This window comes from Pseudorhodoplanes sp. (assembly GCF_035565795.1).
GTDB lineage: Bacteria > Pseudomonadota > Alphaproteobacteria > Rhizobiales > Xanthobacteraceae > Pseudorhodoplanes.
In genome coordinates this window covers 1-11502 of the sequence record NZ_DATMRV010000014.1, presented here as the reverse complement: position 1 = coordinate 11502, position 11502 = coordinate 1, and the positions used below count along the sequence as shown (strand labels likewise).

At 63.6% G+C, this 11502-nt stretch carries 11 protein-coding genes and 1 tRNA gene; 9 read left to right on the top strand and 3 right to left on the bottom strand.

Going from position 1 to position 11502, the window contains the following annotated elements:
• Positions 1 to 97: 97 nt before the first annotated feature.
• The 8 genes from VNZ93_RS01150 to VNZ93_RS01115 all read left to right on the top strand — a co-directional run bounded on the left by VNZ93_RS01150 (position 98) and on the right by VNZ93_RS01115 (position 8524).
• Positions 98 to 1789, top strand: coding sequence for an ATP-binding protein (locus tag VNZ93_RS01150; protein WP_325698864.1), 1692 nt, complete (start codon positions 98 to 100; stop codon positions 1787 to 1789).
• 27 nt (positions 1790 to 1816) lie between these two features.
• A complete protein-coding gene (locus VNZ93_RS01145; protein ID WP_325698862.1) occupies positions 1817 to 2431 on the top strand; it encodes a response regulator transcription factor in 615 nt (204 codons plus the stop codon).
• Positions 2432 to 2559: 128 nt separating this feature from the next.
• Positions 2560 to 2886: a hypothetical protein gene (locus tag VNZ93_RS01140; protein WP_325698858.1), complete on the top strand. Its 327-nt coding sequence runs from the start codon at positions 2560 to 2562 to the stop codon at positions 2884 to 2886.
• 160 nt (positions 2887 to 3046) lie between these two features.
• Positions 3047 to 3709, top strand: coding sequence for a TerC family protein (locus tag VNZ93_RS01135; protein WP_325698854.1), 663 nt, complete (start codon positions 3047 to 3049; stop codon positions 3707 to 3709).
• A 126-nt stretch (positions 3710 to 3835) separates the two neighbouring features.
• Positions 3836 to 5020, top strand: coding sequence for an FAD-dependent monooxygenase (locus VNZ93_RS01130; protein ID WP_325698850.1), 1185 nt, complete (start codon positions 3836 to 3838; stop codon positions 5018 to 5020).
• Positions 5017 to 6084 carry a mandelate racemase/muconate lactonizing enzyme family protein gene (locus VNZ93_RS01125; protein WP_325698847.1) on the top strand — a complete coding sequence of 356 codons (1068 nt, stop codon included), beginning with the start codon at positions 5017 to 5019 and terminating at the stop codon, positions 6082 to 6084. Before VNZ93_RS01130 ends, VNZ93_RS01125 begins: the two co-directional genes overlap by 4 nt.
• Positions 6085 to 6447: 363 nt before the next feature.
• Positions 6448 to 7290 (top strand): GNAT family N-acetyltransferase, encoded by an 843-nt coding sequence (locus tag VNZ93_RS01120; protein ID WP_325698845.1) that lies wholly within the window; start codon positions 6448 to 6450, stop codon positions 7288 to 7290.
• 91 nt (positions 7291 to 7381) lie between these two features.
• Positions 7382 to 8524, top strand: a complete 1143-nt coding sequence (locus VNZ93_RS01115; protein WP_325698842.1) for a WD40/YVTN/BNR-like repeat-containing protein — start codon at positions 7382 to 7384, stop codon at positions 8522 to 8524.
• A 44-nt stretch (positions 8525 to 8568) separates the two neighbouring features.
• Here VNZ93_RS01115 and VNZ93_RS01110 read toward each other — a convergent pair whose 3' ends face one another.
• Positions 8569 to 8898, bottom strand: a complete 330-nt coding sequence (locus VNZ93_RS01110) for a hypothetical protein (RefSeq protein WP_325698839.1) — start codon at positions 8896 to 8898, stop codon at positions 8569 to 8571.
• Positions 8899 to 9222: 324 nt separating this feature from the next.
• Here VNZ93_RS01110 and VNZ93_RS01105 point away from each other — a divergent pair, with 324 nt between their 5' ends.
• On the top strand, positions 9223 to 10017 hold the full coding sequence (locus tag VNZ93_RS01105) for a hypothetical protein (protein ID WP_325698836.1): 795 nt from the start codon (positions 9223 to 9225) through the stop codon (positions 10015 to 10017).
• Positions 10018 to 10070: 53 nt separating this feature from the next.
• On the opposite strand, the gene VNZ93_RS01100 is transcribed toward VNZ93_RS01105, so the two are convergent.
• Together VNZ93_RS01100 and VNZ93_RS01095 are read right to left on the bottom strand one after the other, a co-directional pair.
• Positions 10071 to 11270, bottom strand: coding sequence for an APC family permease (locus tag VNZ93_RS01100; protein WP_325698834.1), 1200 nt, complete (start codon positions 11268 to 11270; stop codon positions 10071 to 10073).
• A gap of 91 nt (positions 11271 to 11361) precedes the next feature.
• A tRNA-Ser gene (locus VNZ93_RS01095) sits at positions 11362 to 11451 on the bottom strand.
• Between the last annotated feature and the right edge of the window lie 51 nt (positions 11452 to 11502).

Genomic DNA, 11502 nt, shown 5'->3' with positions numbered 1-11502 from the left:
CGCGTACGATATGGAAGCGGTTTTCCGATGGCAAGAGAGCCGCACCGCCCTGTAAAATGACTGACACGCCACGAATGTGGGCAAGGACGCCGGCCTGATGATGACCACCGTTCGATCCCTGACGGGCGGCTTGAACTCGATCACCCAATCCCCGTTTTGGGTCACACGTGTCGCCCTTGGCGCCACGCTGGTGCTGGTCTTCGTGGTGATGGAATGGCTGAGTTCCATCCACGAATTCATGAGCGTCCCGATCACGCCGTGGAATCCGGGCCTCGGCGTCGTGTTCGCCTTCATGCTGCTGCGCGGCCCGCTCTACGGGCTCGTGCTGTTCGCGGGCATGATCGTTGCGGAATTGGTCGTGGTGCGCACCGAGTTGCTATGGCCGGTCATCGTTGCGATCGCGGGCATTATCTCTCTGGTTTACGGCACGGCCGCAACCGTGACGCGCCGCGTGCTGCACCTCGATGCGGGCCTGTATCACCTGCGTGACCTGATCATGCTGCTGGCAAGCGGCATCGCGGCCGCTCTCGTTACGTCAGCGCTCGTTGCGCTCCTGCTCCTGCTCGACCATCGCATCGAACTCGGCAATGTGCTCACGGCGGCGACGCCGCTTCTGCTCGGCGACATCATCGGAATTGCGGTGATGACCCCGCTGACCTTGCGGCTCGTCATGCTTGCGCAAGGCCGCGGCTCGCTCTCCGGATATTCGCGCCCGATCGCATTCGAAGTTGCGTTCTATGCCGCACTGAGCTGCGCCGCTCTCTACATCATCATCGGCGGACAGAGCGGCAGCGGACTGCGCTATTTCTATCTGCTGTTCGTGCCGGTCGTGCTGGCCGCGGTGCGGCACGGCTTCGACGGCGCGTGCGCGGCGCTGGCCGTCACGCAATTCGCACTGGTCGGGCTGATGCATTATTTCGGCTATGACGCGCGCTCCTTCACCGACATGCAGACGCTGATGCTGGTGCTGACCGGCACCGGGCTGATCGTCGGCGCGGTCGTGAGCGAACGGCAGAGCGCGGACGCATTGCGACGCCTCGCCGAAGAACGGTTGCGCGAGAAGGAAGCCGAATCCGGCCGTGCGGCACGCTTCAGCCTTGTAAGCGGCATGGCATCGGCGCTCGCGCACGAGATCAATCAGCCCATGACCGCGGCGCGCGCCCTGGCGCGCTCGGCGCAGCACATCATCGAGAATCCCTCACCCGATCTGCCGCGCGCCGGAATAAACATCGCCAACGCCATCGCTCAGATCGATCACGCCAGCGGCGTGATGCGGCGGATGCGCGAATTCATGCGGCGCGGCCGCCCTCATGTATCCAGCTTCGATCTCGCCGACATGCTCGACGATACGCTGATCCTCGCACGTCCGGATGCAACCGCGCGCGGCGTCGAGATCATTCCCGCCATCCCGGACGACCTGCCGATGGCTCACGGCGACCGGATCCAGATCGAACAGGTGGTGCTGAACCTCATCCGCAACGCCACCGAGGCGATTTCGCATGCCGGGCAGAAGAACGGCACCGTCCGGATTTCCGGCCGGAGGCTGTCGGACCCTGCGCGGATCGAGGTTTCGGTGAGAGATAATGGGCCCGGCATTCCCGTGCATCTCGCCGAGCGCATGTTCGAGCCGCTGACGACTTCCAAGACCGAAGGGCTTGGTCTTGGTCTGTCCATCAGTCAGGGCATCGTGGAATCCCATGGTGGGCAGATCTGGCTGCATGCGAGCGCGCCGGGCGGAACCGAGTTCCGCTTCACGCTCCCGCTTGAACAGCCGCGAGACCTTGAATAACAGGATTGCACCCCAGGTCCGCCCGACATGACCTCCCCCACCATATACATCATCGACGACCAGCGATCGGTTCGCGACGCAATCGGCGAGATGCTGAGCGTGTTCGGCTTTTCCGTCGAGCTGTTCGACTCCGCCGCGGCTTTCCTGAACAAGGTCCAGACCACGCGGCTGGGCTGCGTGGTCGCCGATGTGAGAATGCCGGGCATGGACGGCATCACGCTCGTCGGCGAGATGAACAGGCGCGGCATCGCCACGCCGATCATCCTGATTTCCGGACATGCCGACGTGCCCATGGCCGTTGCCGGCATCAAGGCCGGCGCCGAAGACTTCATCGAGAAGCCCGTAGACGACGCGATGCTCGTTGCTGCGATCAATCGTGCGCTCGCGCGCGTGTTCGCCGCGCAGGATACGGCCAGGCAAAACGAGGATCTGAGCGAGCGCTTCGACAGACTGACACCGCGCCAGGCTGAAATCTTCGATCTCGTTGCCGGCGGATTCACCAGTCAGGCGATTGCCGCGAAGCTCGATCTCTCGACCCGCACGGTCGAGAGCTATCGGGCGCAGATCATGGAAAAAATGCAGGCGGAGAGCGTCGCGGTGCTGGTTCGCCAGGCCATCCGGCTCGGGCGGATCGAGCCCTAGCCACACCCCTCCCCCCTCGCACTACCGTATTTCTACGCCCCAAGCGTTGCGGCTGCACGACCCGCATCACTCCGCCTAGCGTGGTCGTGAGGATGCGTCACTCGCTGCGCGTCCTCGCGGAGCGGGACATGAAGCGCGATTTTGCGCAGGGCACATCGGATTGGCTGTCTTCGATAGACGTGCCGCTTGTCGCTGCGATTGCAGCGATGCCGGCGGTCGCGCTGGCCGCGCATCTTCCGTCCCACCTGCTGCTGCCGGCGATCGCAGTCTTCGCTTTTGCGACGGCCGCCATATCGGCCGGGCTCGGCTGGATGACCCGCACGACGCGCAATGCCGCCACGGTCACGATCTGGGACTTTGCCGGCGCGTGCGTGCTGGTCGGCGTCGCCGCCGGCACCCTCAGCGAGTCCGTTCAGGTTTCGCAACTGCTCGGGGTCGCAACCACCGCCCCGTGACGTAACGAGCACTTTATCCAGGCCGGGCCCCTCTGGCGACCTGCAAGCAGGTCGCGATGTCGGACTGGAATTCCGCAAGGAATGGCCCCGCCAGGTTTGGGATGCGAATCCCTCATTCGCCGACCGGATCCGTTCCTTTTAACAAGAGAGGAGTCCGGTCGTGTTCGACCTCATTACGCCTTCGGTTCTGAGTGCCTTCTTCCAGGTCATCATGATTGACCTGGTGCTGGCCGGTGACAACGCCATCGTCATCGGTCTTGCCGCGGCGGGTCTTCCCGCCAATCAACGCGCCAAAGTCATCCTGATCGGTATCGCCGCGGCGACCGTGCTTCGCATCGTGTTCGCGTTGCTGACGACGCAACTCCTGCAGATTGTCGGCCTGCTGCTCGCCGGCGGCCTGCTGCTGCTCTGGGTGTGCTGGAAGATGTGGCGCGAACTGCGCACTCCGCACGAGCACGAGGTGGAAGCCGCGGAGGTCATGTCCGGCTCCGATATCGACAAGGACGGAACCGTCCCCGGCAAGGCGCCGCGCAAGACATTCGCGCAAGCCGCCTGGCAGATCGTCATCGCCGACGTGTCGATGTCGCTGGACAATGTGCTGGCGGTTGCGGGCGCGGCCCGTGACCATCCCTACGTGCTGATCTTCGGTCTCGTGCTGTCGATCGCGCTCATGGGCATCGCCGCGAGCTTCATCGCGAACCTGCTGCAGAAGCACCGCTGGATTGCCTATGTCGGCCTCGCCGTCATCCTCTATGTGGCGCTCGATATGATCTATCGCGGCTTCTACGAGGTCCTGCCGGTCGCGATGAGTTACATGGGGTAACCCGACGGCCCCACGTTACCCGCTCCGCGCAGACGCCATGGCTTCGCCATGCGCGCTGCGCGGTTGCATGCCGTTGCCTTGAAATGCCAATTTCCGCCCGACCAAAAATTGGGGCGAAACGAGGCAATGGCGGGCGAGAAGATTCTGATTGTTGGCGCGGGGCTTGGCGGGCTGGCCGCGGCATCCTGTCTGATGATGGCGGGTTACGACGTCGAGGTGTACGAGCAGGCCCCTGCGCTCGGCGAAGTCGGTGCGGGCATCCAGATGAGCGCCAACCCGATGCATGTGTTGCGGCATCTTGGCCTCGAGGAGGACGTGCTGCGCCTTGGCGTCCAGCCCGGCGCCTATGTGTTCCGCCTGCACGATACGGGTGAGGTGATCCAGGAATTCTCGCTGGCCGAGGAGCACCGCCGCCAGCACGGCGCGCCCTATGTGCAGCTTCATCGCGCCGATCTGCACGACCTCCTGGCCAAGGCAGCCACCGCGCGGAAGCCCGACCTGATCCGCCTGAACAGCAAGGCAACCGGTTTCACCGAAACCGATCGCGGCGTGACGCTGCATCTTTCGGACGGCACCAATGTCGAGGGCGATATCCTGGTCGGCGCGGACGGCCTGAAGTCCACCATCGCCCGCCAGATCGTTGGTGAAATTCCCGCGACCTATACCGGCGACGCGGCCTGGCGCATCATCGTGCCGATCGAGCGGCTGCCGAAGCCGTTCCTGCCGCAGGTGATGTCGGTGTTCATGGGACCGGGCGGACACGCCGTCTGCTATTACCTGCGTGGCGGCGCACTCCTGAATTTCGTCGGCATCATCGAAACCGACGAGATTGCCGAGGAATCCTGGACTGTGAAATTCCCCTGGGAGAACCTGAAGGCCGACTATGTCGGCTGGCATCCTGCGATCCAGACCATCATCGACGCCGCCGACCGCGACCAATGCTTCCGCTGGTCGCTGCACAACCGTCCGCCGGTGCGCAACTGGAGCACGAAGCGCGCCACCATCCTGGGCGATGCGGCGCACGCGACCCTGCCCTATCTCGCGCAGGGCGCCGCGATGGCGATCGAGGACGGCGCCGTGCTCGCCCGCGCCTTGCAGCAGGAGAGCAACATCGCCGCGGCGCTCGATCTCTATCAGCGCAATCGGGTCGATCGCACTTCGCGCATCGTCGATATCTCGACCCAGAACCGCCGGCTGTTCCATCTGCCGTCGCAGGAGGCGATCCGGGCGGAATTCTCCAAGCGCAATGAAGGCGAGAGCCGCAACAGCTGGCTCTATTCGTACAACCCGCTGACCGTCGAGCTCACATGACCGTCCGTGCCACTGCTGGCCTCATCCCTTACAGGCTGACGCAGGCGGTCGGCGGCTCGGGCGTTTCCGCCGTCGATGTCATCGTGGTGGAGATCACCGATTCCGACGGCGCGCAGGGCCTCGGCTTCTCCTATGTGATCGGCGGCAATGGTGGCGTCGCGTTCAAGGCGGCGCAGGAGCAGGTCGCGCGGTTCGTCGATGGGCAGACATTGCCGCCGCCTGCCGCGCTCTGGCGCAAGATCAATGCGAGCTTCAACCGCACCGGTGCGGGTCCGAACCTGATCGCGCTCGGGGCGATCGATGTGGCGGCCTGGGATCTGCATGCGCGCAAGCTTGGCGTGCCGCTCGGCGTTGCGATGGGCGGCGAACTGCGCGCCGTTCCTGTCTATGGCAGCGGCGGTTTCAACACCGTGCAGCCTCCGGAAGCTGCGGCGGCTGCCGCCGCAGAGCAGGCCGCGCGCGGGTTGACCGCGGTGAAGCCGCGCGTGAAAGGCACGCCCTCCGACGCAGCGGTGCTTGCCGCCGTGCGCAAGGCGATCCCCGCGCATGTGCAGATCATGGCCGACGCGAACGAGAAGTGCGATCTGACGCAGGCGCTCTGGCTGATGGCGCTGGCGCGCGAACACGGCCTCCTCTTCGTCGAGGAACCACTGCCCGCACGCGCGCTGGAGGGTTATCGGCGCCTCGCGACTTCCGCCGGCGCGACCATCGCCACCGGCGAGCACCTGCAGACACGCGCAGACTTCCTGCCGTTTGTTTCCGAGCGCATCGCGAGCGTGATCCAGCCGGACCTTGCGATGGTCGGCGGGCTCACCCCGACACTCGAAATCGCGACGCTCGCCGAGGCGTTCGACGCGATCGTATCACCGCATTTCCTGCCAGGGCTGTTTGCGCATGTGGCGGCGGCGGCACCGGCGCTGCGCTGGCTTGAGGAATTTCCGCTGCTGGAGCCGGTGTTCGAGGGCTGGCCCGCCGTTGCGGCGAACGGGACGATGACGGCGTCACCCGCGCCAGGGCACGGGCTGACCCTGAACCGGCACTACCGCGACCAGCTGGTGCGGTGACGGCGGCGCTCCGGTTTATTTTGCGGACTAGCTGCCGAGATACTTCAGCGCCGCCGCAGAGATAACGATCAGGATGGCGACGGCTGCCAGCGACACGCCAGGCCGGTGATCAATGCTTCGATACTTCATGGCCGCAACGAACTCACAGAGCCAACAGGGGCGCCCGCGCTACACCACTTGCGAGACACAGGACGCTTGTCCCAAAGCCCGGTATCGTTCAACCTCCGCAACCCGTAAATGGTTGAACCGTCCACACAAAATCCTGCGAGCGCGCGCGGCAACCAGCGCCGTATACACGTGCTGCGTGCTAGACAATTCCGATACAGCCTTGGCTGCGGCCTCGCTTGAATTCGAAGGACCCTCATGGAAACGCTCCGCATCCGGCCGATGCGGCCGGATGAAGTCTCCGTCGCCGTCGACTGGGCCGCTGCCGAAGGCTGGAATCCCGGACTGAACGATGCCGCCTGCTTTGCGACGGTCGACCCGGAAGGCTTTCTGATTGGAGAGATCGGCGGCGAGCCCGTCGCAACCATCTCGTGCGTGAATTACGATGCGCGCTTTTCCTTTCTCGGTTTCTACATCGTGCGCAAGGATCTGCGCGGCCGCGGCTACGGACTGCAGATATGGAACGCCGCGATCGCGCATGCCGGCAACCGCGTGATCGGACTCGATGGCGTCGTTGCGCAGCAGGACAATTACCGGAAATCCGGCTTCACCATTGCCTATGCGAATGTCCGCTATGGCGGCACAGCCACGGTGACGGACGAAGCGCCAGACCGCATCGTCGATCTGGCCGGCCTCCCGATCGCGGATATTGAGGCAAGCGACTCCATGGTCTTTCCGGCGCCGCGACCTGCCTTCCTGCGCAGCTGGGTCGGTACGCCGGGCCATATCGGGCGTGCGCTCATCCGCAATGGCGCGCTGGCCGGATGGGGTGTGATCCGCCCTTGCCGCACCGGTCACAAGATCGGTCCACTGGTCGCGGACGATCGCGACACGGCGCAGGCCGTGTTGTCGGCGTTGCTCCGCGCCACAGGCGGTGGTGAAGTGTTTCTCGACGTTCCCGGCATCAACACGCAGGCGGTGGCATTGGCGAAGGCCGCTGGCCTTGCTCCGGTCTTCGAGACCGCACGCATGTATACGGCTCCGATTCCGCCGCTCCGGCTGGAGCGCATGTTCGGCGTCACCACGTTCGAACTGGGATAACTTGCCGCGCATCGCATGGCCGGGCGAGGCTTTCCGCGCCTCGGCCGCTCGGCTATCTATCGCGCCGCACACACCTGACGGGTACGCGCTCATGATCCTTCTGTCGAATGGCGGCACCAATATCCAGCGCGCCTCAGGTCCGTCGGACACCATGATCATCGGCACGGTCGACGGCATCGCGGTTCTCGCGCGCACCGACAAGCTATGGGCCGTGAAGCATCGCGCCCTGCAGGGCGTGTTCGTCAGCGCAGTCACCGCACTCGACGACGGCACATTGTTCGCAGCCACGCGCGGGGTCGGCATCGCGCGCAGCGACGATGGCGGCATGACCTGGAAATGGGTCAATAACGGCCTTTCGCATTACGAATTCTGGTCGGCGCGCGCCGGCAAGCTGCAGGGACGCGACGTGGTGTTCGCCGGTTCGCTGCCGGCTCATCTCTATGTGAGCGAGAACAAGGGCGAGAGCTGGCAGGAACTGCCGGCGCTGCGCCATGCCGACAGCGTCGCGCGCTGGACCTTTCCGCCTCCCCCGCGCGTCGGACACATCAAGGACATTGTGCTCGACGGCGATCGCCTTCTGGTCGGCATCGAGATCGGGGCGCTTCTGGTCTCGACCGATTTCGGCAAGAGCTTTACTGAACTTCCGGTCGATCCGGATCCGCAGGAATGCGACATCCATCGCATCCTCGTTCATCCCGCGCGCCCGGACCGTTACATCATCGCCAACGGCATCGTCGGCATGATGGCGAGCGAGGACGGCGGAAAGACCTGGCACAGGATCGCGATGCCGCCGCAGGCCGATTATCCGGACGCCATCGTCATTCACCCGGATCACCCTGATCTCCTTTTCATGTCGGTCGGCGTCGGCTGGCCGTTGCACTGGTACGAACGCGGTCGCGCGCGCGGCAAGATCTTCCGCAGCGCGGATGCCGGCAAGACCTGGGAGCGCCTGCTCGGCGGACTACCGAACGGCCAGCGCGCATTGTTCAGCGCGCTCACCATCGAGGCGTGGAGCGGCGGCTATGCGCTCTACGCCGCGGACACCGACGGGCAGGTGTTCGAGAGCCTCGATACCGGCGAGACCTGGACCATCATCGCGGATGTCGCACCCGTGTCGAAAGGCGAGTTCTACAAGGGACTGGTCCGCGACCGGGTCAAGCTCGCGGGCGTGGACGACATTGTCGCCAATGCCAAGGCGAGCAAGCGCTGGGAAGACGCCGGAAAGAAACTGTAAGAGCACCCGGTCCCGCGCGCGCGCGGCAAAACCGGGTCGCGTGCTCAATCCGCCTTCTGCGAATTCGACAGAACCGGATACGGAGTCGAAGCAAAGCCCGGGATAGTAGCCGGATTGGTGAAGTCCCACGCATTTTCGACAAGCGTGGTTTCTCCGGTGTCAGGCTCATCGATCCGCGCCGTTTGACCGGAGCCGGTCGTTGCCGACAGTTCCTTGCGGCTGACGTTTTCATGCTCTTCGATCGAGAGCGTGTCGAACGGCGACGCTGCCGGCCCCTGAGCACGGGAGCCGTTCGGCGTCAGCGCAATCAACGCCGCTGCCGTCACGATCGAGGACAATGCAGCGGAACGGAATATCGGGGGATGACGTGTCATCTGCGCCTCCTTGCAGTGGGGACCATGCAGATGACCTAACGGTCTTGCTGCTGCGCGAATGTGAGCCGGCTCACGTCGGCAGCAACTTACGATCTCGACGTCGCGCTTCGAAACGAAGGCCTTCAGCGTCGGACGGAGCGGAGCGCTTGGCCAAGAGGCGGACCGAATCCCGCGTCCGCCGAATAGGCAGCGTGTTTCAGTGCATTCCAACGCCAGAACCATCTAAGGTAATTTCCACTACCGGTTCTGTGCGCTTCCTCGTTTGTCCGTCGTCGCATTAAGATCAGCAACACAAGCACTGCAAACCTATAGTTTGAATCCATCATGGCTAAGGGTGTCTGCAAGCTAACCGGCCACAGCGGCAAGTTCGTAGATTCGCACATTCTGCCTAAGGCGCTGACGCGCCACGCTCAGAAGGGCGAAGGCTTTATTCAAGCAGGCGCCGGAACACGGCCCGAACGCCGCTTCAGCAGCTGGTATGACAATCGGTTAGTTACCGCCGAAGGCGAGGCGATACTTTCCAAAATTGACGATTGGGCAATAAGCGCACTTCGAGAACACAAATTGGTCTGGAGCGGATGGGGGCCAATTCAATCGATTTCCAACTTAGTTGCGGAGAAGATTCCCGATACGAAATGGGGAATTCGCTTTATTCACGGATTGGATGCTCGTCGGCTTCGCTTATTTTTTCTGAGCCTGTTGTGGCGAGCTGCGGCCAGCGATCGTTGGGAAATGTCGCAAGTCTCTTTGCCGCAAGAAGATTTGGAGACTTTACGAATAAAGGTGCTCACGAGTGATCCCGAGCCGATCTCTTTTTATCCGGTGCGAATTTTGCAGCTTTCCACCGTGGGCCCCACGCATAACTACTCACCTATTAAGTTGACTGGCGAACACCGGCATTCAGGAAGTGGGATCTTTAGGTTTTATTTCGAAGGCCTAATGGCACACGTAGCGATAAATCGAAACGAGACAGGAGCCAAACAAGTTGGATCGCTTGCGCTGGGGTCTGAAGACCGAATCATTGTGCCCGCTGTCCCATATGAATCGTCACTTCAAAGCGACTTGGTGAGAGACACTGTCTTGAATGCGGTTGATTTGTTCGGCCCACGCATGCCGTAGCAATTGGCGATAAAGCTTATTAGCGTCGCCCGTGTCGGCTTCACCCTCGCCGCTCACGGCACGATCTCCGCAAACATCAACGCGACCGCGCAGGCGGCGGCGGCCAGCGGCACCCAGCGCGGAACCGTGAACATGCCATCACCAGCCGGCTGCCGGCGCTGAATGCGCCACAGCGCGATATCCACCACGGCGAAGATGCCCAGCGTCAGCATGTTGGCCAGTGAAAGCAATCGTTCGAACGGGATCAGCAGGGCAGCCGCCAGCACGATAAAGCCGGCGAGCGCGGTCGCCGCAATCGGCGTACGTGTCACCCGGTGAACGCGCCCCAGCCAGGCGGGAAGCTGCCTGCGGCGCGCCATGCCGTAGAACAGTCGCGACAGCATGACGATCTCGACCAGGACGCCGTTAGCGATGGCGAGCGCACCAACGGCAGCGAACAACTTCGCATGCGAGCCCTGGAACAGATCGAGCAGCGAGCTCTGGCCTTCGCGGCCGGCTGATACGAGCGCGGCCGCCACCGCCACATAGAGCAGCGTGCTGATCAGCACGGCGCCGACGATGCTGTAGGGAATCGTTCGTCGCGGTTCCTTCGCTTCTTCAGCCATGTTGACCAGGCTCTCGAAGCCAATGAACGCGAAGAAAGCAATGAACGCACCAGCGATGGTGTTCTGCCATCCGGTGATGCCAACCGGAAACATGGCGGTGAGGTCAATGGCGGGCGCGGCGAGAAAGCCCGCACCGGCGGCAACGACAAGGCCGAGGATTTCGATTGCACCGACGATGGCGGCAAAACCGATACTCTCCCGTACGCCTGCCATCGCCAGCAGCGTGAAGGTGACGACCATGAGCGCGATCAAGGCGGCGGGCGGCAGGCCGATCAGCAGCGAGAGATAATGGACGGCGCCGCTTGCGATCGAGGCCGCGGCGATTGCGACCGCAAGCGTCAAGGCAACGCCGGTCGCCTGCGCGGCGCGATCGGAACCGAATCCCTCCCGCACGTAGGCCGCGGCGCCAGAGGCTTCCGGAAACCGGCTCGCAAGTTCCGCGTAACACAACCCGGTCAGCGCGGCGGCGAGGCCCGCGAGCAGGAACGACAGCGGTGCTGCGGTGCCGGCGCGTCCAATGACGGATGCGACAGCAACGTAAATTCCAGCGCCGACGATGACCGCAAGGCCATAGAAAAGGAGCGGTCCGAGCGTCAGCGAACGCCGCAGGGCAACCTGCGGACCTGCCGGGTCACCCTGGATGGACATGGCGACGATCCGGATTAGGAGCGATGGGTGAGCAGAGATGTCTCATGTCTTTGTCAGACACGAGATTCCGGCGCGTGCAGGAGGCGGTAATTGGCGGAGAGGGAGGGATTCGAACCCCCGATACCCTTGCGAGTATGCCGCATTTCGAGTGCGGTGCTTTCAACCACTCAGCCACCTCTCCGCGGGGGCCGAACAGGGCGAACCGCCCTCGGACGGGCGCTTACTTAGCCAA